The sequence below is a fragment of the Vibrio sp. 11986-1-5 genome (genome assembly GCF_963878025.1).
In the GTDB taxonomy this organism is placed as follows: Bacteria; Pseudomonadota; Gammaproteobacteria; order Enterobacterales; family Vibrionaceae; genus Vibrio; species Vibrio injensis.
In genome coordinates, this window is record NZ_CAWNVW010000033.1 from 268596 (window position 1) to 292904 (window position 24309).

Below are 24309 nucleotides of genomic sequence, written 5' to 3' on the forward strand. Positions count from 1 at the left end.
GCTAGCGTAACAAGCCGATGAACGGGCACTGTGTCATTGGTTACAATAACGGTGTGAGCTTCTGGGCCATAAATTGAGCGATCCAAGGTTGAGCGGCTGAGTTTGGATGTAACCCATCGCTCATCATCCACTCGGGATTGATGATCACTTGTTCAAGGAAAAAATCGATCAGGGGTAGATCAAACTCTTTGGCTAAGCGAGGGTAGACGTCCGCGAATGAGTCACTGTAACGTTTACCATAGTTGGGCGGCGTTTTAATTTGCATTAACACAGACTGTGCATTGGCTTGCTTAATTTGTTCGATCATTGTGCGCAGATTATTTTCCACCACTTGAGGGGGAAAACCACGTAAGCCATCATTCGCGCCAAGGGTAATCAGTACCGTTTGAGGTTGATGCTGCTCAAGCAGAGAAGGGAGCCTTGCCAGTCCATTACCAGTAGTATCTCCGGAAATACTGCCGTTAATAACCGTGATATCTTGGTGTAATGCTAATTGGCTTTCAAGTAAGGTTGGCCATGCTTGCTCAATCGGCATTTGATAGCCTGCGCTTAAGCTGTCACCCAAAATCAACAAGGTTTGACTACGTGCAGTCGTTGTAAATAGCATCACGCTAGAAAAAATAAACCCTAAAAATAACAAAGGAAGTCGTTTCGCCATGCAAAGCTCCGTTAGCTCAGTACCATCTGTGATTTCAGTCCAGTCAGTGTCAAAAGTTGTCTCTACTGAACAGGAGACCTTAACCATTCTTCATGATATTAATCTTACCATTGGTGCTGGTGAAAGCGTAGCGATTGTCGGCAGCTCTGGTGCGGGTAAATCAACGTTAATGACGTTATTAGCAGGCTTAGATACGCCAACACAAGGTGAAGTATATCTGCTGGGGCAGGGGCTTTCTTCGCTGGACGATGAAGCAAGAGCGGCGATCCGCAGTCAATCGATTGGGTTTGTATTTCAGAGTTTTTTACTGATCCCAAGCTTATCGGCGCTCGATAATGTCACTCTACCTTGTCTCTTAAAAGGTGAACCTGAAAATCGAGCGCGAGCTGAGGCGTTATTGACCTCGGTTGGTCTCGCCCATCGCCTACATCATTCGCCTAATCAATTGTCTGGTGGTGAGCAGCAGCGCGTGGCCCTTGCTCGTGCATTTATGGTTGAACCGCAAGTACTGTTTGCTGACGAACCAACGGGCAACTTAGATCAAGAAACGGCCAGTAAAGTGATTGATCTGCTATTTGAGCTTAATCAACAGCATGGCACCACGTTAGTACTGGTGACTCATGATCCTAAACTGGCTGCTCGTTGTCAGCGCCGCTTTTATATGCAAGCAGGCAAGTTGGAGGAGCGAGTGTGAAACTAACCCAATCATCGGCTTTGAATCAGCGATTTTTACGTTGGAGTTTGAGTGAAATTCGTCATGGTCAACTGTGGCCTATTTCGCTGGCGTTAACCTTGATTATCGCCTGTGTGTTTGCACTCAGTGCGTTAGCTGAGCGCATGGAGCAAGTGGTCGTTAAACAGGGTAAAGACGCACTTACCGCGGATAGTGTGTATGTTTCTGCTCATCCGATACCAGACTCTTTATTAACGCTTACTGAGCAGAAGTCGTTGAGCACTTCGCAAATGACCCGTTTTGCGACGATGGCATTTAGTGAGCACGGAATGCAATTGGTCGGAGTTCGTGCGGTGGACTCAGCATATCCGCTGCTTGGCAAAATGACCTTAAGTGACGGTGTTGACCTGTCTCATCGTGTACAAGCTAACCAGTTGTGGTTAGACGATCGTGTGTTTGCTCAACTTAATGTAGAGATAGGTGATACGGTTACTTTGGGGGACGCTGATTTTCTGGTTAGTGGACGAGTCGTTGACGAGCCTGGTCTTAGTTTCAATCCTTTTCAACAAATGCCGGTGGTTTATATTCATCAAGCGGATGTAGAGAAAACCGGAGCACTTCAGTTAGGGAGTCGTGTGCAATATCGGTTATTCATTCTTGGTACGGATCATCAGATCGAGTCATTAAAATCATCACTGGAACTCGGACCGAGTGACGAGTGGCGAGATCAAGAAACGACTAATCAGAGTAATGAAGTTTTTGAACGTACTCAGCAATATCTGTCGTTAACGGTCGCGATTGTGATCATGATGGCGGCGACGACGTTGGTATTAACCTGTCAGCATTATGTGTCGACGCGGCAGCGTACGATTGCCATGCTAAAAAGCCTTGGCGCGAGCAAAAAATGGATCGTGCGTTGGTTAACTATTCAAATTGCACTGCTGCTACTTTTTGCTGCATTAGGTGGCATCCTAATTGGCGTTGGATTGGAATTTTTACTCAGAATACCTTTGGTTGATTTATTACCCAACCCTTTACCTACCTATGGTTTTCAACCGGCCGTTATTGCGTTACTGTCGAGTATTTTGATTGCCGTGCCCGCATTAGGCATTCCTCTTGGTTATCTCCTGAATGTTAATGCTGCCAGTGTCATTCAGCCGGTTAAAGTGGCTCGCCGTCACTCATGGAATGCACTGCTAATAGCCGTACCATTGGTGCCTATGGCAGTGGTTTACTGGCAAAACCAACTGGTGTGGATCATCTTATTTGGCATTCTTGGGCTGTTTTTTGTCTTAGCGGTGATCAGTCTGCTCTTTATTCGCGTATTGGGCTGGCTGCCGCTCAATACCGCGATGCGATTGGCATTAAGTCGAATCAATCGTTCAAGTGTTTCCACGGGATTGCAGTTTGGTACCTTATCACTATCGCTAATGTTATTGGCTGTTATGTGGTTAGTTCGCACCGATTTACTGGCGGATTGGCAAAAAGTATTGCCTGCCGATGCACCGAATGCTTTCGCAATTAATATTGCCGATTATGAAAAGCAAGCCTATTTGCAAGCCCTTGATGAGGCAGGTCTTGAACGCTCCGAGGCGTTTCCGATTATTCGTGGGCGACTTACCCATATTAATGGTCAAGTCGCTCAGGAAAGAATTGACAATGGAGATGGCCCTAACGCGCTGCGCCGTGAGCTCAATTTTACTTGGGGTGAGGAATTACCGAGTTATAACACGATTGTCGAGGGGCAATGGGTGGCCAGTCAGGCGGTGTCAATTGAACAATCCTTAGCTCAAGAGTTGGGTATAGAAGTGGGTGACACACTGAGTTTTATGATCAGTAGTCAAACTATTAGTGCGGTCGTTAATACGATTCGTCACGTAGAATGGCGAGAAATGAAACCGAATTTCTTCGTTATATTTTCGCCTGATGTGATGCAAAACGTATCAGGTAGCTGGATGGTGAGTTTTCGTATTGAGTCTGATCACCAATCCTTGCTCAGTGAGTTATCTCGCCAGCACCCGACAGTAAGCTTAATGGACATTCGAGCGATGGGCGAAAAAATTCAGCAGTTACTGACGCAAATCGTTTGGTCGATTACGGTGTTGGCTGCGCTCGGGATGTTAGCGGGTATCTTGTTGATTTTTACCTTACTGCGGTTAAGTTTGAGTCAACGTCAACAAGAAATACAGCTTTATCGTACATTAGGGGCGAGTCGTCGTCGGGTCACATCAACCTTATGGGCAGAATATGGCGTGATGGCATTGATTGCTGGACTGGTGGCGGCAATCAGCGCTGATGTGATAGTCGGCAGTATCATGTATTGGGGATTTGACTTATCCCCAACCGTACATTTTTCCATGTGGTTAACCTTACCAGTCATGACTTTTGCTATCTTGGCTCTTGTCGTTAGTAGCTTGTTGCAGCGATTGTTAACTCCGATCAATCGTGCGTTTAGTTGATGGTATCTTGAGTAAATAAATAACTTATCCACAAAAACAGTGGATAAATGTTGGGATAACTTCCTTGGCTATTGATAGCGATCAGCATGCTAAGCCAATGCCGCTCAAGCTTACCGATAATTGGTTATTCACAGTGAGTGACAGTTGGAGATAAGCGGATAATTAGTCAAGGCTTTTTTGATAAATTTTATATCGTTGATAACGGTGCCACGTTACATTAAACCGCCGTGATCCAGTGTGCATTTTGGGATGCTCTCATCACGCATGGCTTTCAGCGATGATCGGTGAGTCTGTTATGGTGAGAGTGAGACCCATTTGGGTATAACATCGATAAGACCTTGTGAAAAATGTGATTTTCATAACCTTTTACACGTTTTAGAATAGGCAGCAACGTAATGACCAACGGCAGTGAAATGTTACTTACTAAACCAGAAATACAGGCCCCGAGTATTGCCATTATTGGTGGAGGGGTCGCCGGTGCCACCGCCGCGGTGCATCTGAGTGAACTTAGCCTAAAGGTGACCTTGTTGGAAAAGAGCGCTGGTCTAGTCAATGGACCGCCGATTTGTCATCTTCATGCGGGAGGTAATTTATATCGAGAAATCTCTCAGCAGCAGTGCATCGAATTACTGCGTCAATCGATAGAAACCGTAAGGCTTTATCCACACACTTTAAACCGGCGACCAACAGTGATCGCTATTCCACACAGCGATCCTGGTTCGGCAGAGGAAATATTACCGAGGTTAGACGTTATTCGTTCTGCCTATCAGCAACTTGTCGTCGAAGATTCGCAAAATAAAATACTCGGTGAGCCCAGTGACTATTTTCGTCTTTATCAACAAGATGAACTTGAACGTCTGGCATTGAGATCTCAACCGAAAGTACCCATTAGTTTCGACGATTGGTTAATCCCTTTTGCTCAACATACGGATTTATCGCAGCTTAAATATCCGGTTGTTGCGGTGCAAGAGTATGGTTGGAGCGTCTTTCGATTAGCGGCCAGCGCACACTTAACCTTAGAAGCGTTACCGAATTGTCAGATACTGACTCAAGCAACGCTGATTGACACTCATTTTGCTGAACAGCAGTGGCAGTTGACTTACCAAGATCGTGATGGCCATTCACATCAGTTACAGTGTGACTATTTAATTAATGCCTGCGGTTACGAAACCGGTAAAATTGATGACTTAACTCATCATCCTCGTCAGCGTCTGGTTGAGTTTAAAGCAGCCTTTGTCACTCATTGGCCGCGTTGTCATCAAGAGTGGCCTGAGGTGATTTTCCATGGCCCGAGAGGAACACCACAAGGAATGGCTCAGCTCACTCCTTATGCGGATGGTGTTTTCCAATTGCATGGTATGACGCAAGATATTACGTTGTTTGATGATGGTTTGGTGTCTTCAACACCGGAGTCTTCACAACCTTGTTTGCCTACTTATCTGCAGCAGAAGCTCACTCAAGGCTGGTCAAACCAGGCGCTAAGTGAACGGACTTTGAGAGCGATTAAGCACATGAGCCAATTTGTACCCGAATTTGCTTGTGCAGAGATTGGTGGTAGTCCGTTATTCGGTGCTCAGCAGATCCCTGGGGAAGATGCATCATTGCGAGCCGCAGATGTTACGTTTGAGGCCAACCAGTATGCTCGCATTGAGGTTGTAAAAGGCTCATCGGCCTTGGAAGCTGCGAGAAAGCTCGTTGCGACTTGGCAATTAGCCGACGTTGATGCGGGATTATCCATTGAACAGCAGCATCCAGTATGCTTGAGTTTTAGTGAGCAACAAATTGAGCAAAAAGCCATCCAATTAGCGGAACAACGTGGTTATCCGATAGCGTTAGCTAAAGTGGTTAGCTCAAGGTATTAACACCACTGTTCTCTAATGCGGTTGATTAACTCAACCGCTCTAGGATGGTTTGGATCGATGCATAACGTATCCGCTTCAATCGCCAAAATAAAACCGTCTGCACTGGTTACTTTTCCATAACGAGTGATTTGTTTGACTTGGTTTACTATCGCCTCTTCATTGCGTAATCTGCCATTTGCTGATGTATCGGGCGTTAACTGCCCGTTAGCCAGATACGTTCTATCGGCAAAAGCTTCAAATAAGAGTGGTACATCAAAACGATCCGCCAAATCGAGATAATCTTGGTTATTCGGCGAGGCTAAGATCATCAGGGGAAGATTAAAACAAGAGACAGCATCAACCACTGAACGGAAAATATTTTTATCCTTCATCATGTCACGGTATAACGCGCCATGGGGTTTGACATAGCTTAACTCGGCATTTTTGCTCTCACACAAGGCCTTGAGCGCACCAACTTGATAAATCACAATATCGCATATCTCTTCATCCGACATGGCGAAGGAGCGTTGACCAAAGCCTTGTTTATCAGGATAGCCAGGATGAGCACCAATCATGACGTCGTTTTGTAGTGCTAAGTCAATGGTTTTACTAATGATATGTGGATCAGCAGCATGGAAACCACAAGCGATGTTAGCCATATCGATATGAGGCATAATTTCTTCGTCTGTCCCCATTCTCCATACACCAAAGCCTTGGCCCATATCACAATTTAGTTTGATCGTTCGTGTTGTACTCACAGAGGGTGATCCTTATTGGTTATCCCTTACTTATCTGGCGTTGAATATTAGTCATTGTTTAAGTCCATTTATCATTATCTTATAGGATAAGATCAACACGATGACAGTTTTTTTCTTGGATTCTTTATTGGTATTTTGAAACAACTTAACGATAGAATAGGTTTATGAACGTGGTCAATCGTGCTGCAATCGAATCGATGACTCAAACGGATAACTAAGATGCACAAATTAACGAACAAAGGTAGCTAGGTATGAAAGTGTTAGTCACCGGAGGAATGGGCTATATCGGTAGTCATACTTGTATCCAAATGATTCAAGCGGGCATGACGCCAGTTATTGTTGATAACTTATATAATAGTAAAGCCTCGGTATTGGATAGAATTGAGAAAATATCAGGTTGTCGTCCCGTTTTTATTCATGGTGATATTCGTGATAAAGCGCGGTTAATGAGTATCATGGCCGAACATGCAATCGAATCGGTGATTCATTTTGCTGGTTTAAAGGCCGTCGGTGAATCAGTACAAAAGCCGCTTGAATACTACGATAACAATGTTAATGGTACTTTAGTGCTCGTTTCTGCGATGCGTGAAATGGGGGTAAGATCATTAATATTCAGTTCTTCTGCGACCGTATATGGCGATCCTGCTAGTGTGCCAATCACTGAACTGTTTCCGACCAGTGCGACCAACCCCTATGGGCGTAGTAAATTGATGGTCGAAGAGTGTCTACATGATTTTCAACGTGCTAATCCAGATTGGAGCATCACGCTGTTGCGTTATTTCAATCCGGTTGGCTCGCATCCATCGGGAGAGCTTGGTGAAGACCCGCAAGGCATTCCGAATAATTTAATGCCGTTCATTTCTCAAGTTGCAGTCGGGCGGCGCGAATGCTTGTCTATTTTTGGCAGTGATTATCCCACCAAAGATGGTACTGGCGTACGAGATTATATTCATGTCATGGATTTGGCTGATGGGCATATTGCGGCGCTACAAAAAGTGGGTGTTCAGTCAGGGCTGCATATCTATAACTTAGGCACAGGTCAGGGGTACAGCGTATTAGAAATGGTCAAAGCCTTTGAAGCCGCTAATCAGTGTCAAATACCGTATCAGTTAGTGGCAAGACGCCCTGGTGATATTGCCGAATGTTGGGCTGATCCAACGAAAGCTCAGAAAGAACTTAATTGGCAAGCGACACGCACCCTACAAGAGATGGCACAAGATACTTGGCGTTGGCAATCACAAAATCCTCAAGGTTATCCAGATAGCGAAACGATATAATTGAACAACCTGACTAACCATTACTTATTTTGAGTGATGGTTAGTCGTTATTGGTCATCAACAAATGGTTATCAATAAAAAAGCCAGTCACATGAGTTTGACTGGCTTTTTAACAAATCAATTCTCGTCTCAAGTCGAGAGGGGAAGACTGTGGATTAATTTGTTTGGTAGCGGCTCAATATCTGACTAAGATTTTGTGTCGCTTGACTGATTTCATTAATCCCAGACGAGGATTTTTCTGCGACTCGGCGAATGGTATTGGACTGACTACGGATATCGCTCAATTCTGATGCGATATCATTAGCGACTGAACTTTGTTCTTCTGCAGACGTTGATATTTGCACACTCATATCATTGATCATCCGTGCCGAATGAGCGATTTTTTCAATATCTTGGCCAATTTCCATTACTAAGCTGCTGCTACTTTGTGCTTGGCTCACCGTTTGTTCGGTCATTTTTGCTATCGTACGGCTTTCACTTTGCAGTTTTTCAATCATCGATTGAATATCAATAGTGGCTGATTGTGTACGGCTAGCGAGAGTGCGAACTTCGTCAGCAACGACAGCAAATCCTCGACCTTGTTCACCTGCTCGCGCGGCTTCAATCGCGGCATTGAGTGCCAGTAGGTTAGTTTGTTCAGAGATAGCGTTGATGGTGGTGATCACTTCATTAATCTTGATCGCATTTTCATTTAAGGTTGTCACCGATGAGGATGTTTGACCGATAAATCGTGATAATTGTTCAATTTCGTTGATCGCTTGAGTGACTCGACGATGACCAATCTCGACTTGTTTCGCATCCTGCTCTGCTTGTTGAGTCGCTTGACGTGAAATGCTCGATACTTCTTGAGCGGAGGCTGTCATTTGCTCCATTGCGGTGGCAACAGAATCTAGCGACGCGTACTGATTATGAATTTGTTTTTCACTCTCTTTCATTTCACCAGCGAACACTTTTGAGGTGTCGGTCAGTGTCGCTGAGTTGTTTTTGACTGTGACGACTAATTCAGTCAAGGTATCCATGGCTTTATCTAGTGCGCAGCCAATGGTACCAAACTCATCACGCCCGGGATGAAAACCTAATCGAGAAGTAAGATCACCTTTCGCAATTTTTTGCGTCGTAGTGTAAAGATCCCATAGAGCTCCACCTAAGAAAGTTGCAATCCAATAACAAAGAAGACCGAACGGAAGAACCCACAAGTAACTGAATAAAAGCACCTTGAAAGCGGCAGAGCGCATTTGCTGCTCTTGACGAGAGAAATCTTCCGTTAAACGATAGACCTGCCCATTCTTGCTTTGAGCTGTCGCCATAACTCGACCTTGTTGATACTGCGTATCTTGCAAAGCGGCGCGAGATTCTAACCCTGGGATCAAGGTAATGTCATTTTGACTGATAATCCCTTGTAATTTGTACTCTACGGCTTGTTTTGCTTGAGTTTCAAAGTTAGCGATGGTGTACATATAACGAGCGCCAGCTAGGGCGCTAAGTGTGATAAAAAAGAGCGCAAACACGGCCCACATCTTATCGTTGATGGATATTTTGATGAATACACGATCAATCATCCTGAATGGAACTTGTTTCATATCTTCTCCGGTGTAGCACTATGGCGTGGGGGTTGAGCGATTTTACGGCTATCTGAGCGATTAAAGTGTGTAATATCCCATATATTTATGAAATATATATGTACCAATGTTTCAGAAGTGAGAGGTAGATCGATATATTCAGCGTTTATATAAAAGCCCGAATAAGGATTCTTATTCGGGCTTTGAGAAAGGTCATAAAGAATTCAAAGCGGGGCGCTTGAATGGCAGTGATTAGCCGAGTGCGGGAAGTGCACCTATGGTGATCATCAATTGGGCAGCAACAATTAATAAGCCAATAACCCCTGTAATCATCAAGGCTGGCTTACCGCCAATGACTTGATAATACTCAGATGAGGAGGCTTGGCTTCTGACGCGCACGACCATAGCAATCGGTAAAAATATCGCCAGAATCGCTAAAGCGATGGCCGCATAACCTAGAGCCATAATAAAGCCCTGTGGGTAAAATAAAGCAAACAACAGTGGGGGGGTAAAAGTGGCGACAGAAGCGACGAAACGATTTATCCCAGCGCCTTTTTTACGTAGCGTATCACCCATAAACTCAAACAAACCTAAGCTAACGCCGAGGAAAGAAGTCAGCAAAGCCAAATCTGCGAAGATACCGATCATGCTCCCCAGGCCAGATTGGTGTGCACTGCGTGCTAATGTGCCAATTAAGGCAGATAAACCACTATTTTGAACCAGCTCAGCTTGGCTGACGACACCGAGTGTGGCTAATTGCCACAGAATATAAATGATCAGTGGGATAGCCGAACCAATGACGATTGCTTTACGCAGTGATGGGGTATGTCCATCAAGATAGTTGACGATAGCGGGGATGCTGCCATGAAAACCAAACGAGGTGAAAATTACGGGTATAGAAGCAATGATCAGTCCCTGTCCAAGTGGCATACTCAATAAGTATGACTCAGTAACATTAGGGGCAAGAAACGTCAGTACCATGATCATGGCAATGATTTTACCGGCAAACAATAAACGGTTAACTTTATCGACCGTCGCTGTACCAATGGTGACTACGGCTGCGACAATAACGGTAAACAGCAAAGTTCCTGTTGGCGCAGATATGTTGAATCCAGTAAATTCACTGATTCGTTGAGTGAACTGCCCACCACCTCCAGCGATATAAGCAGCACACAACGAGTAAAATAAGAACAGCATCGCGAAGGTCGCTATCCATTTGCCTTTTGTGCCGAGTATCTCTTTTGCGAGAGTGTGCAACGTGGCGTCTTGACTTGAGTATTGATGGATTTCGACCATCAATAATGCGGTGAAGGCCATTAAGGCCCATAGACCAAGCATAATCAGTAATGCCGTCGAAAATCCAAGCCCTGCAGAAGCTAAGGGCAGAGCAAGCATACCTGCACCAATCGTCGTTCCTGCAATAATTAAGCTACTACCTAACAGTTTTGATTTGATCATATTGTAAACTTATCTGTACGTTTATTGAGGGTTAAATGAATGCAACGGGGTCAGTCAAACAATAATTAGGTCGCTGCTTACGTTTTTTGGTTATTCTGAATAAATTAATCAATAAGGTCAATGGGATTGTAAAAAATTAAGTTCATTAGTGTAATTTTATTTATACACTTAATTTTGGCTAGCATCTGACTGGTGATGCATCGCTGACTGTGCTAAATGTGTTGTCGCTATTATTTTTGTTAAGTACGGTATAACACCACACGGAGTGGAAAAGTGATGCACTTTTCCAGTAATAACACAGGAGGTCGGGATGACAGACCAGATAAACATTAACGATGATAGCTTAGAGCTATTGGACGCTTTGGAAATTGGTTGCGAATTGAGTCACTACGATACAACGGCTTATGACACCAGTGAGGCTGACGTTACCTTACTCTGTTAGTTCTCATCATGATTTCCATTTGCGTGCAAAATGATCACTATAGGTGGCGATTCTCATTTTCGCAAAGCCAAAGCCATAACTATTTGCTACAATCCGCGCCCAGATTTTCTTTACGCTCAGCGTCGAACGCTGGGCGTTTCTTGTATTTTTAAAAGGAAAGTAGCATGTCTTCACCCTTCAAAACCTTTTTAGACTTGGGTATTGCACCTACTTTAGTTGAGAGCCTGAATGCGTTAGGTATTGAGACGCCAACAGAAATTCAAATTCAGGCCATCCCACCCGTTTTGGCAGGACACGATGTCCTTGCTGGAGCACAAACCGGAACAGGTAAAACGGCGGCCTTTGGTTTACCGCTTTTACAGCGCTTGGCAGCATCGAAAACTGATGTTGATGTGAGCAGTAAGGATATTCGTGCTTTGGTGTTGGTGCCAACGCGTGAGCTTGCCCAGCAGGTATTTGACAGTTTAACTGCTTACGCGAAAGGCAGTGAGTTAAAAATTGTTGTTGCTTATGGCGGCACCAGTATGAGTGTGCAAAAACAGCATTTGCGTGGTGGTGCTGATGTACTTATCGCCACACCTGGGCGGCTTTTGGATCACGCACATGTAAAAAGTCTTTATTTGGGCAACGTACAAACCTTGGTGTTGGATGAAGCGGATCGAATGCTGGATATGGGCTTTATGCCCGATATCCAAAGAGTCTTACGTAAGTTAAATCGTGCACGACAAACGTTATTCTTTTCTGCCACCTTTGATCAAAAAATTAAAGCACTGGCTTATCGGATGATGCATGAGCCGATAGAGGTACAAGTGACACCAGCGAATACGACAGCAGATACAGTGTCACAAATGGTTTATCCGGTTGATAAAAAACGCAAAAGCGAGCTATTGGCATATTTGATCGGTTCACGTAACTGGCGGCAAGTATTGGTCTTTACTAAGACCAAGCAAGGGAGTGATGCTTTAGCTCAAGAACTGAAGTTGGATGGGATCAAAGCGGCTTCGATCAATGGTGATAAAAGCCAAGGCGCGCGACAAAAGGCGTTGGATGATTTTAAAGCTGGTAAGATTCGGGCGTTAATTGCCACGGATGTCGCCGCGCGCGGGATTGATATTTGCCAGTTAGAGCAAGTGGTTAATTTCGACCTACCTTATAAAGCGGAAGACTATGTTCATCGCATCGGTCGCACCGGACGGGCTGGGCAATCCGGTTTGGCGGTCTCTTTAATGAGCCCACAAGAAGAGCCGCTATTGCAAGCGATTGAGCGATTGTTGGATCAACGCCTACCACAAGAGTGGCTAAAAGGTTTTGAACCATCGCCATTAGAATGCTATGACGATACGCCTCCTCTGCGATTGAGCCGCTCTGCGGAGAAACGTCAATTAAAGGCTAAGCTGAAAATTCACGCCAAACGTGGCAAAAGATAGTTAAACATATAACCCTCCTTCAAAGGCGTGAGCCTTTAGGAGGGGTATGTGTTAGATCTTGGCTTAATCTTTTGTCGCTGATGCGTCTTCGTCAGTGGAGAGGTTTTCCGATGGATGAGAGAGGGCGCACTGTTTTCGCCAATCATACTGCACATCATAGACCAGCTCTTTGACGGAACGAGGAGATAAAACATACTCATCGGTAATGCGGTATTTTTGAATCATCAGCCCATTAAACAGTTGCCAGTGGTTGAGTAAGCACTGGTCGAGGTCCGCTTTTTCATCTCGCCATGTTTCTTTAAGAAAAGGCGTTAAACTGGCCGCACTGTGGGTGTACATGATCATCTGCCATTTTACTTCCCAAATTTTGATCGGTGCTTCAGGGCATTGCTGATTGTACTGTTCGGCAAAACCTTCAATTAATCGTTCTATTTCACCCGAAGTATCCATAAAGTAGTCGATTAATGCATCTTCTTGACGCACAGCATCGGCAATCAATTGGATGGGTTGCTTGACAATCAATCCATGAGCCAGCAGGCGCATGATAAACAGATAGACTTTCACGTTAGCTGGCATGGATTCTGGGATCTCTTTGATAACCCTACGCATATAATGCTCAACATACAGATGCAGGCCGTCACTAATGCTGTGCCAGATTTTCTCTTTACTACCGAAATGATGACGAATCAAACTGTGTGATACCCCCGCTTTGTCACTGATGTTACGCAAGGAGACTCGTGCATAACCGAAATCACAAAACAGTTGTGCTGCAACTTTGAGGATATGATAGCGAGTGTTCAGTGCATCTTCAGCACTGCGCCGCCCTTGTCGTTTTTCCGTCATGTCACTTCTTCATTGATTGATTACTGTGATGTTTTACCAGATCTACCGCAGAGTTTCACGGATAACTGGCGCATGGAGAGATTGAATGCACAAAACCTCGCCTTAATTGATGCGAAGGTTCATAAATAACCGCAGAGTTTGGCTTTACTTAAGCAAGCGATGGTTTTTGCATCGCTGATATCGCCATCAATAATGTACTGTTCGAGCTCTTCAATCGTTAGGCTTAATACCTCTATCAGTTCATCATCATCACACTGAAAGCGTTGAGTTTTCGTTAGTTGTTTGGCGACAAATAGATATTGTATTTCGTCACAAAATCCGGCCATCGGCGTTACTTGGCCTAATTCAAAAAATTGTTCGCCACTGTAGCCAGTCTCTTCCTCTAGCTCACGTTGTGCACATTCAAGTGCTGTTTCATTATTTTCGATGGTCCCTGCCGGTAATTCGAGTAACCATTTTTTTAACGAAGGTCTGAATTGACGAATAACGATCACTCGTTTATCGGTTGTTATTGGCAATATAACCGCTGCACCCGGGTGTTTGATGGTGGTATGGACCAAGGTTTGTCCGTTTGGATAGATAATGGTTTCTTCAACCAGTGCAATGTTTTTCCAGTGGTGTATGGTTTTTATCATGGACTAATAATCTATTTTTTATCTGTTGAAATGCCGAGGCAGTCAGCGATGAATAAAAGCAATAAGGTATCAACAGAGGGCGGTTATCGTTAAGCGACTAACCTTACCCCATTTAATAGGATACCCCAACTCAATTGAGGCTCAGACGTGACGTTTCTACGAGTTTGTTATTGAGTCATCAATAGCTTGGGAGGTAATTCTGCAAACTTTGATCTCAATCCTTTTCTCACGATTGAGATCTGGTATAAGGCAGGCCCGAGTTTAAAATACAACTTGTAACAAATTAATAACGAATGTATAAATCCCGCTGTACCCTCAGCCAGCTACGGAGCGTTTCTATGATTTCCCCTTCTTCTCATGCACAAAAAGCGTTACTGGCAGAAAGAATTAATAAATTAGCCAAAGCATTGGCTGATGGCGTGTATGAGCGTGAAAGTACGATTAAGCTCTGTTTGCTCGCAGCCCTGACGGGTGAAAGTGTTTTTTTACTCGGCCCTCCCGGGATTGCAAAAAGTTTAATTGCCAAACGTCTTATCCAAGCTTTTGAGAGCAGTAGCTATTTTGAGTACTTGATGACTCGATTTTCTACCCCTGAAGAGGTTTTTGGCCCATTAAGTATTCAAGAATTGAAAGATAATGGTCGCTATCTACGCCTAACGGATGGCTACTTACCGACGGCACAAGTGGTTTTTTTGGATGAAATATGGAAAGCAGGACCGGCGATTCTTAATACATTGCTGACGGTCGTTAACGAGAAGACGTTTAAAAATGGCAGTGATATTGAACGTGTTCCGATGCGTTTGTTGATTTCGGCTTCCAATGAATTACCTGATGAAGAGAGTGGTCTTGATGCTTTGTACGACCGTATGTTGGTACGTGTTTTTGTTAACCGTATTCAAAATAAACAGAACTTTAAATCGATGTTAACGGTAGGCACGCCACAAGAAGCGAAAATTCCGGATGGACTGGCAATCACCGATCAAGAATATCATCAATGGTTAAGTGAGTTAGATAAGCTGACGTTAACCGACCCGCTGTTTGAAAAACTCTATCTGTTAAAAGCGCAATTAGAACAAGCGGCGCAAGAGAGTGGTTTACCGGCCGATGATGTTTATGTTTCTGATCGTCGTTGGAAAAAGTCGGTGAAGTTATTGAAAGCGTCTGCTTTTTTTAATGGACGAGATCAGATCAGTCCGCTGGATTTACTGTTATTACAAGATTGCTTATGGAACAGCCCCGAGTCTCGTGAATTGGTGTATCGAGTGACTCGTGAGTTTGCGTTACGTGAGGCATTTGATCAATCTCAGGTTGAGCAACAAATTGACCGCTGTCGTATTGAATTGACGTCCATTCAGCAGGCGTTAGAAAGTGAATTAGCCATGGAGCCGTCACTAGAAACCACCAATGGCTTAAGAAAAAAACAATTTCATCAATACGATCTCAGCCAAGCTAAACTTTATCAAGTGGGGCAAACAAAGAATCTCGTTAAACTGGTATTGCTGCAAAACAATTTATCGGTTGCTGAAGCAGAAAAAGGCGATAGTCGATGGATTTACCTTAGTAAGCCTGAGCTGCAAAAGGCGATTAAACAAGGACAGGGAGAGATTTACGGTTACGTTAACCACAATCCGAATGTATTCCGGTTACGGATCGAATTGGATGGACAAGGGAAGTTAGTTATCAAAGATATTGCCAATCGCTCCGTATTGTTAGCGTTGGTGACTAAGCAAGGGTTAGATGAGCAACAGTATCAACTTTGGTTACAACAAGCGGAACAGGCGTTGGCACAACTCAAGCAAACGGAGCATCATTTACGTCAAGTGCGTTCAGATTTTCATAGTGCGTTACCACATAACTTTATTGATCCCGAGCTGCCTGTGGCGATGCAGTCGATATTGCATGAGTTACAGCAGCAATTAGAAGAGACGCACAGTGAGTTTGAGAAAACCGTTCAGCGTTTTAGGCAGTTAAGTGATTTTTTTAGTTAATTGAGGTCTGATTATGCTCGGTGCAGACAGCTTGAATATCGTTTTAGCCATCGCGGAATCTGGCATTATTGAAACCGCCGTCAATGATCTATTGGCGCGTTCACAAATGATGATGGTTGAAAATGATGGTATTCGTGCGTCGGTAAAAAATCATTTAGCGAAGTGGCATAGTCAAGTTAAACAACAGATTACCCAAGTCACAGAGAGTGAGCATTTTCAAACTGAAATGGCACTTTACCAACAAGTGATTCATTGGGATGAAGAAACCTTTTTCAGCAAACTACCGGAACTGGTCAAGCAGTTAGAAGGGATGTCGTCTTTTTATCTGAAAGCTCGTCAATTAATGGAAGATAACAATGCACTGAAAAATCCGATGTTTGCTCATTTTTTCTGTGACCAATGGTACAAAGCTTTAAGCGAAGAAATTAAACAAGCGCAGATTATTGAGCTTGAAGCGAGTAAAGAACAGGCTTATGCCGAGTTGTACCAGCGGATGGAAACGTTGCGTAATATGGATGATGTTACCCAATCTGGTGATGAAAATCACGTTGGACGCTTATGGGATATGGCGGCCGCTAAGTTAAGTCGAACCGATCTAAACGTCATGAAACGTCACGCTGACTTCCTCAAAAAACATAAAGGGCTACAAGAAATCGCAGAGCAACTCGGACGAATGGCCAGTCAAATTGATGATCCTTCGTTCAATCCAACGCTAAATGAACATCCTGAGGTGGTGGAAGAGAAATCTGATCAAGCGACCGATGACATTGTTGGCATTCATCCTAGTGATGATCTCAATAAGTTACTGCCGAATGAAATTCTTTTCTTGAGTCATCCAGAACTCGAAGTGATTTTTTATAAGCATCTGATAGATAAGCGCTTAATGAACTATCGTATGCAAGGTAAATCACGCACGCTGCGTAAAGTTCGTGCTCAATCTGCCGAGCATGCGCAGTTAGAATTAGAAAAAGGGCCGTTTATTATTGCCATCGATGCATCAGGCTCAATGAAAGGTTTTCCTGAGCAGTGCGCCAAAGCGATGGCCTACGCTTTGATGCAAATTGCGCTAGCCGAAGATCGTGATTGTTTTGTGATGCTGTTTTCAACACAAGCAATTGTCTATGAGCTCACGCGGCAAGATGGTCTGCGTGAAGCGAGTGATTTTTTAAGTTATACCTTTCATGGCGGGACTGATCTGCAACCTGCGTTAGAAAAAGCGATAAGTTTGATGCAAGGTGAGCGATACAAAAATGCCGATCTGATGGTGATTTCAGACTTTATTGCGCCTAAGCAGAACGAATCGATTTTGCTGCAGGTTGAAGATTTAAAACGCAGCCATAACCGCTTCCATGCGTTGACCTTGTCTCGTCATGGTAATCCCGAACTGATGACCATGTTTGATCACTGCTGGCATTACCATCCTAATTTATTGGGTAGACTGGTGAAGAAATGGTAGCCATCAACGTTTGCTATTAAGGATCTGCTGGATACGTGGGTTGAGCGTTTTCCCGTGTTGCTGCTCATACTCCTCCCGTTTGAGATCATTGACGTTTTTCACTGAATGGGTCGGGAGTAAGTTGTTGGGCAATTCAGTCACTAGTTTCCCTTTTTCTTCAAGCCTTTTCGCTTCCAAATAATATTTTTTAAACAGTTGATCTAACTTGGCTTCCGCCACTCGTTTTAAGTCATACAGCTTGTTTTGAACTAACCATTTCTCAATGTTATTTTCTGGTTCGCGCGCGAGTACGCGGATCCGGCTGTCGAGTAGCTCTTCGGCAGTAAGAGCATCACGCAGTACCCAAAGCTCGCCCATTTGTGGTGGCCAGCTATTGCCCAACTGAATACGTTCATGACAATGCTTTAATACTCGGTTGAGACTATTTGGATCTATCGATTCAGCGAAATCAATAAATTTACCCGTAGGCAAACTGCCATACTGATATTCCCATTGCGTTTCATAAACACTCAAGAACGAGCCAAAAACATGTAAGCACCAGTCGGAAGGCTCCTCAGGATGAACACTATCGACTGCGATGGGCTCAGAAGGTGGGCTTTTTTCCTTTTTGGATAAGCTGCTGTCGGAAGCGCTCAGATGGGCTAAGCTTTGGTTTATACCCATTTCCCGTAGTTTGCTCTCGATTTCCTGAATGTTCAGAGGTTTTCGCTTGCTGTCTTTCATTGAGTTTCTCGTTAGTCAACCAATACTGGAGTTTGTTTTCTAATCGGGCGACGGTTAATAGCTCGCTGGCTTTAGACTTGTGCCAGAGAACAAACTTTTTCCACACTAATAGATGATCATTGTTAATGCCAGAGAATTTAAAAGCACGCTCTGCCCACATGGGGATTTCACTCTCATCCAAATCATGCGTTGCGATTGCGTTCCCTTGCAGTAAATTAGACGAGTTATTGCGATAGTGTAACGCTTGCTTTGGCAGATTGGGAAAGTTTTCCTGTTGTGCAGGTGCAGGTGCAGGTGATTTAATGGCTATCGATTGGCGCTCTTCTTCGCTAATCCGCATCTGGAAAATATGCAGCTCATGACCATGACGATAGTCTACTTTGATTTTTTCAAGCCGTTGCTGTTCACATAAAGCACGTAAACATTCGGCTAAACCAAAGGTAGATAAGCAGCAGAGTGGGCCCATATGCTCTAAATTAACCGTGACATAGCCCATATCATCCGCGCAGTCGGCGAGCAGTAATAAAACCAGTTTTTCCGTTGCACTTGCGCAGTTGAGTTGCCAGGCTAGATGGGTATATTTTGCGCTCACTTATCTTGCTCCGACTTCTGTATAACGTAAAAAGAAACGTTATTGTATGTCAGTCGCATAGGGAGTTGTAGGCTTGAGAGTAATTAAATTCATTTACACAATAGCGATATGCGAAAGAAATGAATTGGCCCCATTATGTTTTGGGGCCATAAGTATTATCAATAGTGGCTTAAGCGTTGATTACAGTAGCGCAAGTAACGTTTCTGCTTTACTGGCCTCGAAGGCTTTCCCTTCTTCAACATTGAGTGTTGTGACAACGCCGTTTTCAATGATCATCGCATAGCGTTGTGAGCGGATGCCGCCAAAACTGCCAGTGTCCATTTCAAGACCGAGAGCTTTGGTAAAACTAGCATCACCATCGGCAAGCATTAATAGCTCAGAGGCATTTTGCGCTTCGCCCCATGCTTTCATTACAAATGCATCATTAACCGCAACACAGGCAATCAGGTCAACGCCTTTCGCTTTAAAGGTATCGGCATGAACCACGTAACCAGGTAAGTGGGCTTCTGAACAGGTTGGGGTAAATGCACCTGGAACAGCAAATAAGACCACTTTTTTGCCCGCAAACAATTCTTGAACATTATGATTAACCATACCATCGGCGGTCAGTTGGCTGAGTGTTGCCGCAGGTAAAGATTGTCCTTGCTTGATCATCTTGGTTCCTTAATCGTGAGTTGTCCCTGCGGTTTGAAAATCAAATCGCCTGAGGGAAGAGATTACCCATCCAGTGTAACTCTAAATACGATGACCAACCACCGACAAACTGTAGGGAAATCATGATGAGTTAATGGCGTTATTATGGTTGCTACCACTTGTTATCGATGCACCCCAGTTTAGGGCTGATATTTCATTCTGATAACGTGATTGAAACGGAGTGATAAGCACGGACAATTGGCGCGGCTTTTTCAGGGTGACTTTTTTCAACACGCTGATAATGGCTAAGTAACTTAGTTAAATATCCTTGAGCTTGCTGATATTCAGCGAGGGTCTTGACTTGCCAGAGTGAGTCGCCCACCAGACTGATCGTTGGTGCGTTATTATCAGTAGAAGATGGGGCCGCGATATACAGCACTTCATAATAACGGCGGTTGTCTTCGACAAGGCTTTCATGATACAGCTGGCAGGACAACTGACGTAACTGTTGTCTTAAGCGATAGGTGTGATAAACCGGACAAAGTATAAAATCGATCGATTGGTTTGGATGAGTCGTGATGATTTTGTTCATCAACTCCGCGGTTAAATCACCACCGACACCGGCGATGATCACTAAATGACGACCGCTATAGTCACTCAGTGGTAAAGCAGCTACGTCTAGGCAGTCGGCGGTCCATTGAGTTTGATTAGGAAAGTGGCGTAAAAGGCGTTGACGTAATTCATCAATCAGCTCGGGGACAATATCAACAAAATGAATGCAGCTCGCCGCTTGGCGCGTTAATAGCGCTTGTCCCAACCAACCATGATCACAGCAGCAATCCCAAATATGATCATAAGGCTGGGTAATCAGTTGCTCAATGTGTTGTAGGCGTTGGCTTAGCTTCATGGAAAATAACGATTAGTCAATTAAGGAAGCGGATTATACTCAACTTAACTCGCGAACCACAATTTTAAACGATCAAGCTAAGATAAACAGCCATAAGGAGAAAATAATGTTGACCATCCACGGTTTGGATCACGTGGTGTTACGCACCACTCAGTTAGATAAGATGCTCTATTTTTATAGCACTGTGCTTGGTTGCCCGATTGAACGCACTTTGCCAGATGAAGTTGGATTAATTCAATTACGAGCTGGTTCAGCCTTAATTGATATTGTTACCGTTGATAGTGAGCTGGGTAAATTAGGTGGCAAAGCGCCACAGCAAGATGGACGTAACGTGGAGCATATTTGTCTGCAAGTTTCTCCATTTGAAGAGACGGCGTTATTAACCTTTCTGGATCGGCACGATATCCCTCACTCTGATTTTGACACTCGTTATGGCGCACAAGGTTTTGGACGTTCGATTTATATAGAAGATCCTGAAGGTAATGTAATTGAATTAAAAGCTTTTCAGCAATATACCCTTCCTACTTGAAGCAGCAGGGGTGTTGGCTACGTTCGTTCGCCCCAATCACATAGTCTATCTATGCTCATGGGGACTCACTCACTTGCCGCCTACCTGCAACTCCAAGTGGTTTGGGTATAACGGTCTATTTTCACAGGTTGAGAACTTCATCTTTACATCTTGTAACAACTGGTTATAGTAAGCACGCGTTGAGAATAACCAAGGAATGACCATGCTGGCTCTGTTTTTGAAATGTTTATTGGGCGCAGTAGCGGTGTTGATCATTGCTATTCTTTCAAAAAGCAAAAGCTTTTTTATTGCTGGTTTAGTGCCATTGTTTCCTACCTTTGCTTTGATTGCACATTATATCGTTGGCTCTGAGCGTACCATGGCTGATCTGCGTATCACGGCTTTATTCGGCCTCTATTCTTTGATCCCTTATGCCGCCTATCTATTAGCGATTTATTATTTTAGCTATCACTTCTCTTTACTGTGGACATTGAGTTTATCTACCTTGGTGTGGCTAGCTTTCGCTGGCGTATTGATTTTGAGTTGGGGTCGCTTTCATCCAAGCATCGCGGCGTGATCGGCCGTTATATCTGTATAAATAGGAGAAAGTATGCGCATAGCAAGTGTTAACTTGATGACCATTACTCTGATTGCTTTGTGTGCCATGTTAGTGGGAAGCTTTTTCTCTTTGCCGTTAAGTGAGTTATTTATCGCTGCCATTGTTGTGGTGCTATTGCGCAATCAAGCGCAAATCACCTTGAATCTCCCGAAAAGTTTGTTGATGTTTGTACAGGTGATATTGGGGATCAGTGTTGGAGCGACCATTTCGCTGGTTGAGTTAGCGCAAACCTTGAATATATCCGTAGTCGCAGGACTGATGGTTTGTCTATTGTTGCAGACGGGGGGCGGCTTTTGGTGGCTACACAAACGGGAAGGTTGGCATCCATTTGAGGCATTATTGGGTGCCATTCCTGGTGCGATGGCGGCGATATTGGTGATCAGTGAGTCGGGGAGTAAGCCATCGAGTAAAGTGGTTTATGCTCATTCAGTTCGGTTAATTATTTTGATCTTATTGGCAGGGATTATTTCTCTTAACGGCCCCCGTATTGCGGTTAGTCATCCGTTGATGGGTATTGAACAATGGTTAGTGTTAGGAACTATTGTTGGGGTAAGTATGGTTTGTGGCAAACTGTCAATAAAATTGGGTATTCCCGCCCCTTATATGTTGGCCTCGTTACTGATCGCTGCTGCCTTCAATAGTTTCGTCCCCACCGTTTCTTTCACCGTGCCGATCCATTTGGTGTTATTTGCTACCGCTTTATTGGGCGTGTTAATTGGCGTGCGTTTGGCAGAAACGACATTGCGTGAAGCAGCTTCTTATTCTAAAGCTGGGGTGATAGTCACCCTGATTGGCTTAATGGTTGCCGCAGGCGTATCGTGGATTGCCGCTCACGTCTTGGGCATCAGTTGGTTAGTATTACTGTTATCTTGGGTGCCCGGCAGTGTTGAAGCGATGACCGCGGTTGCTTTATTACTCGGTTTAGAGCCGGCTTTTGTGATGGTCAATCATGCTATTCGATTACTGCTTTTATATACCATGCCTGCGCTGTTCAAGAAGCAGTTAGAGCAGTTACGCCCGTCTGAACAGTAAATTAATTCATCGTATAAAAAACCACCGCGCAAGGCAGTGGTTTTTCTATTTTTGATTCTGTCTATCCAGCCGCGCGTTGAGCGCTATTCGTTTCTGCTTTCGTACTTAGGTATTGAGCGACGCTATCAACACACGCCAACGTATGGTCAATACCTAGCTTGCTTCGGCGCCAGAAAATATCATCTACCTGATGGGCATATTCATGCTCAATCAAATAATCGATTTCGATTTGATACAAATCATCGCTAAACTGAAGACCCAAATCCGCTTGGTTTTGCACGCTATCAAGCATGGTATTACAGCGGGTACCATAGTTAGTGACCCAACGCTCTAAGATGGCTTGATTGACAAATGGCAGCTGTTGTTTCAATTTGGCCAGTAGCTTATCACGAGCGAAGGCTTCTCCTCCCGGTAATGCAGATTGTGCTGTCCAACTTGGTTTCATCTGTGGGAAGAAGGGGGCAAGCTGTTTCATCGCTGATTCGGCCAATTTACGATAGGTAGTCAGCTTACCACCAAAAATCGACAGCAGTGGAGCTTCATCACCGTGTTGGTCGAGAGATAAGGTGTAATCACGAGTAATGGCTTGTGGTGAGTCCGATTCATCATCACATAAAGGACGCACACCGCTAAACTCAGAGACGATATCACTGACAGCGATCTCTTTCGCAAAATGCTTATTGACGATATCAATCAGGTACTGACGCTCTTCTGCTGAAATAGTGACTTGTCTTGGATCGCCTTTATATTCGACATCAGTGGTACCGATCATAGAATACTTACCCAAATAAGGGATAACAAATACGATACGCTTATCTTCGTTTTGCAAGATATAAGCTTGTGGCTCATCGTGAATTTTCGGCACAATGATGTGTGAGCCTTTAATCAGGCGAATACCGTAAGGTGAATCGATTTGGATATTGTTATCTAAAAATTGCTTAACCCAAGGTCCAGTCGCATTGACTAAGGCATGGCTTTTACGCACAAAACGCGTTTGCGTTCGTTCATCAAAGAGCGTAACAGACCAGATATCATGTTCACGAGTGGCTTTTTCTACTCGGCAATAATTCATTACCTCTGAGCCGAGTTCTTTGGCTTGCATCGCATTAAGAATGACCAAACGAGCATCGTCTACCCAGCAATCGGAATATTCAAAACCGACCGACATTTCAGGTTTCATTACGCTGCCGGCCTGCAAGGCGACTTTTTTACTGCTTGGCAGTGACGTTCGCTTACCTAAATTATCGTAAAGAAATAGGCCTGCACGAATCATCCACGCAGGGCGAAGAAATGGGCGATGAGGAAGACGAAACCGCATCGGTGTGACAATATGCGGTGCTTTTTTAAGTAAAACTTCTCGTTCAGCTAATGCTTCACTCACTAAACGAAACTCGTAATGTTCGAGATAACGCAGGCCACCATGGATTAATTTAGAGCTGGCTGATGAAGTGGCACTGGCAAAATCTTGTGCTTCATAGAGCCCGACTTTTAAACCTCGCCCAGCGGCGTCGGCGGCGATGCCAGCACCATTAATGCCGCCACCCACCACGATAATATCTAACACTTGGTGTTCGTTAAATTGCGTTGAACTGTGCTGTTGTTTCATTTTGATGGCCTTTGTGTTCGTTTTTGTCTTTTAATGTTCGTATGAAAACATTAAATGGTCAAGATTGGCAGTTATTACGTGTGTTTTTTTGATATGGATCATGTTTAATGCGCGTTTGAAGGTTAAGGTGATTCATTAATCGCGTTACTGCGTATTTATTTACCTTAATGATCGAGAAATGTACCAATCAGATGAGTATAGGCCAGTTAAATGAC

General features: G+C 44.1%; 22 protein-coding genes. 11 read left to right on the forward strand and 11 right to left on the reverse strand.

Annotation, left to right across the window (positions count from 1 at the left end; translation table 11 throughout):
* Positions 1-40: 40 nt before the first annotated feature.
* Complete coding sequence (gene tesA, locus AACS00_RS09130; RefSeq protein ID WP_072671070.1) at positions 41-658, reverse strand: multifunctional acyl-CoA thioesterase I/protease I/lysophospholipase L1; 618 nt, start codon at positions 656-658, stop codon at positions 41-43.
* Between tesA and AACS00_RS09135 the strand changes: the two genes are divergently transcribed.
* The 3 genes from AACS00_RS09135 to AACS00_RS09145 all read left to right on the forward strand — a co-directional run bounded on the left by AACS00_RS09135 (position 657) and on the right by AACS00_RS09145 (position 5652).
* On the forward strand, positions 657-1352 hold the full coding sequence (locus AACS00_RS09135) for an ABC transporter ATP-binding protein (RefSeq protein WP_004396609.1): 696 nt from the start codon (positions 657-659) through the stop codon (positions 1350-1352). The two genes, tesA and AACS00_RS09135, sit on opposite strands and share 2 nt — an antisense overlap.
* Positions 1349-3790, forward strand: coding sequence for an ABC transporter permease (locus AACS00_RS09140; protein WP_110167178.1), 2442 nt, complete (start codon positions 1349-1351; stop codon positions 3788-3790). Before AACS00_RS09135 ends, AACS00_RS09140 begins: the two co-directional genes overlap by 4 nt.
* A gap of 395 nt (positions 3791-4185) precedes the next feature.
* A complete protein-coding gene (locus tag AACS00_RS09145) occupies positions 4186-5652 on the forward strand; it encodes an FAD-dependent oxidoreductase (RefSeq protein ID WP_110167179.1) in 1467 nt (488 codons plus the stop codon).
* On the opposite strand, the gene AACS00_RS09150 is transcribed toward AACS00_RS09145, so the two are convergent.
* On the reverse strand, positions 5649-6389 hold the full coding sequence (locus tag AACS00_RS09150; RefSeq protein ID WP_110167180.1) for a 5-oxoprolinase subunit PxpA: 741 nt from the start codon (positions 6387-6389) through the stop codon (positions 5649-5651). The genes AACS00_RS09145 and AACS00_RS09150 overlap by 4 nt on opposite strands.
* 251 nt (positions 6390-6640) lie before the next feature.
* Here AACS00_RS09150 and galE point away from each other — a divergent pair, with 251 nt between their 5' ends.
* A complete protein-coding gene (galE, locus tag AACS00_RS09155; protein WP_110167181.1) occupies positions 6641-7666 on the forward strand; it encodes a UDP-glucose 4-epimerase GalE in 1026 nt (341 codons plus the stop codon).
* Positions 7667-7821: 155 nt separating this feature from the next.
* Here galE and AACS00_RS09160 read toward each other — a convergent pair whose 3' ends face one another.
* Both AACS00_RS09160 and AACS00_RS09165 read right to left on the reverse strand, forming a co-directional pair.
* Positions 7822-9246, reverse strand: a complete 1425-nt coding sequence (locus AACS00_RS09160; RefSeq protein ID WP_110167182.1) for a methyl-accepting chemotaxis protein — start codon at positions 9244-9246, stop codon at positions 7822-7824.
* A 231-nt stretch (positions 9247-9477) separates the two neighbouring features.
* A complete protein-coding gene (locus AACS00_RS09165) occupies positions 9478-10683 on the reverse strand; it encodes an aromatic amino acid transport family protein (protein ID WP_110167183.1) in 1206 nt (401 codons plus the stop codon).
* Between the two features lie 310 nt (positions 10684-10993).
* On the opposite strand from AACS00_RS09165, the gene AACS00_RS09170 reads away from it, so the two are divergent.
* Positions 10994-11125 (forward strand): hypothetical protein, encoded by a 132-nt coding sequence (locus AACS00_RS09170; protein WP_256593214.1) that lies wholly within the window; start codon positions 10994-10996, stop codon positions 11123-11125.
* 164 nt (positions 11126-11289) lie between these two features.
* Positions 11290-12552, forward strand: a complete 1263-nt coding sequence (locus tag AACS00_RS09175; protein WP_110167184.1) for a DEAD/DEAH box helicase — start codon at positions 11290-11292, stop codon at positions 12550-12552.
* Positions 12553-12615: 63 nt separating this feature from the next.
* Here AACS00_RS09175 and AACS00_RS09180 read toward each other — a convergent pair whose 3' ends face one another.
* Positions 12616-13395, reverse strand: a complete 780-nt coding sequence (locus AACS00_RS09180) for a TetR/AcrR family transcriptional regulator (protein WP_072671077.1) — start codon at positions 13393-13395, stop codon at positions 12616-12618.
* A gap of 119 nt (positions 13396-13514) precedes the next feature.
* Positions 13515-14030 (reverse strand): NUDIX hydrolase, encoded by a 516-nt coding sequence (locus AACS00_RS09185; RefSeq protein WP_072671078.1) that lies wholly within the window; start codon positions 14028-14030, stop codon positions 13515-13517.
* A 338-nt stretch (positions 14031-14368) separates the two neighbouring features.
* Between AACS00_RS09185 and AACS00_RS09190 the strand changes: the two genes are divergently transcribed.
* Both AACS00_RS09190 and viaA read left to right on the forward strand, forming a co-directional pair.
* Entirely contained in the window at positions 14369-16018 is a 1650-nt protein-coding gene (locus tag AACS00_RS09190; protein WP_110167185.1) for an ATPase RavA domain-containing protein, read from the forward strand.
* Positions 16019-16031: 13 nt separating this feature from the next.
* Complete coding sequence (gene viaA, locus AACS00_RS09195; RefSeq protein ID WP_072671080.1) at positions 16032-17474, forward strand: ATPase RavA stimulator ViaA; 1443 nt, start codon at positions 16032-16034, stop codon at positions 17472-17474.
* A gap of 3 nt (positions 17475-17477) precedes the next feature.
* Here the strand turns inward: viaA and AACS00_RS09200 are convergent, their stop codons facing one another.
* From AACS00_RS09200 to AACS00_RS09215, 4 genes are all read right to left on the reverse strand, one after another.
* On the reverse strand, positions 17478-18137 hold the full coding sequence (locus AACS00_RS09200) for a hypothetical protein (RefSeq protein ID WP_072671081.1): 660 nt from the start codon (positions 18135-18137) through the stop codon (positions 17478-17480).
* Positions 18058-18789 carry a hypothetical protein gene (locus AACS00_RS09205; RefSeq protein WP_110167186.1) on the reverse strand — a complete coding sequence of 244 codons (732 nt, stop codon included), beginning with the start codon at positions 18787-18789 and terminating at the stop codon, positions 18058-18060. Before AACS00_RS09205 ends, AACS00_RS09200 begins: the two co-directional genes overlap by 80 nt.
* 180 nt (positions 18790-18969) lie before the next feature.
* A complete protein-coding gene (locus AACS00_RS09210; RefSeq protein ID WP_072671083.1) occupies positions 18970-19443 on the reverse strand; it encodes a peroxiredoxin in 474 nt (157 codons plus the stop codon).
* Between the two features lie 193 nt (positions 19444-19636).
* On the reverse strand, positions 19637-20329 hold the full coding sequence (locus AACS00_RS09215; protein WP_110167187.1) for a tRNA (adenine(22)-N(1))-methyltransferase: 693 nt from the start codon (positions 20327-20329) through the stop codon (positions 19637-19639).
* Positions 20330-20435: 106 nt separating this feature from the next.
* On the opposite strand from AACS00_RS09215, the gene AACS00_RS09220 reads away from it, so the two are divergent.
* The 3 genes from AACS00_RS09220 to AACS00_RS09230 all read left to right on the forward strand — a co-directional run bounded on the left by AACS00_RS09220 (position 20436) and on the right by AACS00_RS09230 (position 22488).
* Positions 20436-20858 (forward strand): VOC family protein, encoded by a 423-nt coding sequence (locus AACS00_RS09220; protein WP_110167188.1) that lies wholly within the window; start codon positions 20436-20438, stop codon positions 20856-20858.
* Between the two features lie 202 nt (positions 20859-21060).
* Positions 21061-21414, forward strand: a complete 354-nt coding sequence (locus AACS00_RS09225) for a GlpM family protein (RefSeq protein WP_072671087.1) — start codon at positions 21061-21063, stop codon at positions 21412-21414.
* Positions 21415-21447: 33 nt separating this feature from the next.
* On the forward strand, positions 21448-22488 hold the full coding sequence (locus tag AACS00_RS09230; protein ID WP_110167189.1) for an AbrB family transcriptional regulator: 1041 nt from the start codon (positions 21448-21450) through the stop codon (positions 22486-22488).
* A 61-nt stretch (positions 22489-22549) separates the two neighbouring features.
* Here AACS00_RS09230 and glpD read toward each other — a convergent pair whose 3' ends face one another.
* A complete protein-coding gene (glpD, locus tag AACS00_RS09235; RefSeq protein ID WP_110167190.1) occupies positions 22550-24094 on the reverse strand; it encodes a glycerol-3-phosphate dehydrogenase in 1545 nt (514 codons plus the stop codon).
* Between the last annotated feature and the right edge of the window lie 215 nt (positions 24095-24309).

Excerpts from the sequence above, each read along its gene's own strand:
- AACS00_RS09225 (WP_072671087.1), top strand. The coding sequence starts at position 21,061 with ATGCTGGCTCTGTTTTTGAAATGTTTATTGGGCGCAGTAGCGGTGTTG.
- AACS00_RS09215 (WP_110167187.1), bottom strand. The coding sequence starts at position 20,329 with ATGAAGCTAAGCCAACGCCTACAACACATTGAGCAACTGATTACCCAG.
- viaA (WP_072671080.1), top strand. The coding sequence starts at position 16,032 with ATGCTCGGTGCAGACAGCTTGAATATCGTTTTAGCCATCGCGGAATCT.
- AACS00_RS09135 (WP_004396609.1), top strand. The coding sequence starts at position 657 with ATGCAAAGCTCCGTTAGCTCAGTACCATCTGTGATTTCAGTCCAGTCA.
- AACS00_RS09180 (WP_072671077.1), bottom strand. The coding sequence starts at position 13,395 with ATGACGGAAAAACGACAAGGGCGGCGCAGTGCTGAAGATGCACTGAAC.
- galE (WP_110167181.1), top strand. The coding sequence starts at position 6,641 with ATGAAAGTGTTAGTCACCGGAGGAATGGGCTATATCGGTAGTCATACT.
- AACS00_RS09200 (WP_072671081.1), bottom strand. The coding sequence starts at position 18,137 with ATGGGTATAAACCAAAGCTTAGCCCATCTGAGCGCTTCCGACAGCAGC.
- AACS00_RS09160 (WP_110167182.1), bottom strand. The coding sequence starts at position 9,246 with ATGAAACAAGTTCCATTCAGGATGATTGATCGTGTATTCATCAAAATA.
- glpD (WP_110167190.1), bottom strand. The coding sequence starts at position 24,094 with ATGAAACAACAGCACAGTTCAACGCAATTTAACGAACACCAAGTGTTA.
- AACS00_RS09190 (WP_110167185.1), top strand. The coding sequence starts at position 14,369 with ATGATTTCCCCTTCTTCTCATGCACAAAAAGCGTTACTGGCAGAAAGA.
- AACS00_RS09220 (WP_110167188.1), top strand. The coding sequence starts at position 20,436 with ATGTTGACCATCCACGGTTTGGATCACGTGGTGTTACGCACCACTCAG.
- AACS00_RS09165 (WP_110167183.1), bottom strand. The coding sequence starts at position 10,683 with ATGATCAAATCAAAACTGTTAGGTAGTAGCTTAATTATTGCAGGAACG.
- AACS00_RS09185 (WP_072671078.1), bottom strand. The coding sequence starts at position 14,030 with ATGATAAAAACCATACACCACTGGAAAAACATTGCACTGGTTGAAGAA.
- AACS00_RS09210 (WP_072671083.1), bottom strand. The coding sequence starts at position 19,443 with ATGATCAAGCAAGGACAATCTTTACCTGCGGCAACACTCAGCCAACTG.
- tesA (WP_072671070.1), bottom strand. The coding sequence starts at position 658 with ATGGCGAAACGACTTCCTTTGTTATTTTTAGGGTTTATTTTTTCTAGC.
- AACS00_RS09170 (WP_256593214.1), top strand. The coding sequence starts at position 10,994 with ATGACAGACCAGATAAACATTAACGATGATAGCTTAGAGCTATTGGAC.
- AACS00_RS09175 (WP_110167184.1), top strand. The coding sequence starts at position 11,290 with ATGTCTTCACCCTTCAAAACCTTTTTAGACTTGGGTATTGCACCTACT.
- AACS00_RS09145 (WP_110167179.1), top strand. The coding sequence starts at position 4,186 with ATGACCAACGGCAGTGAAATGTTACTTACTAAACCAGAAATACAGGCC.
- AACS00_RS09230 (WP_110167189.1), top strand. The coding sequence starts at position 21,448 with ATGCGCATAGCAAGTGTTAACTTGATGACCATTACTCTGATTGCTTTG.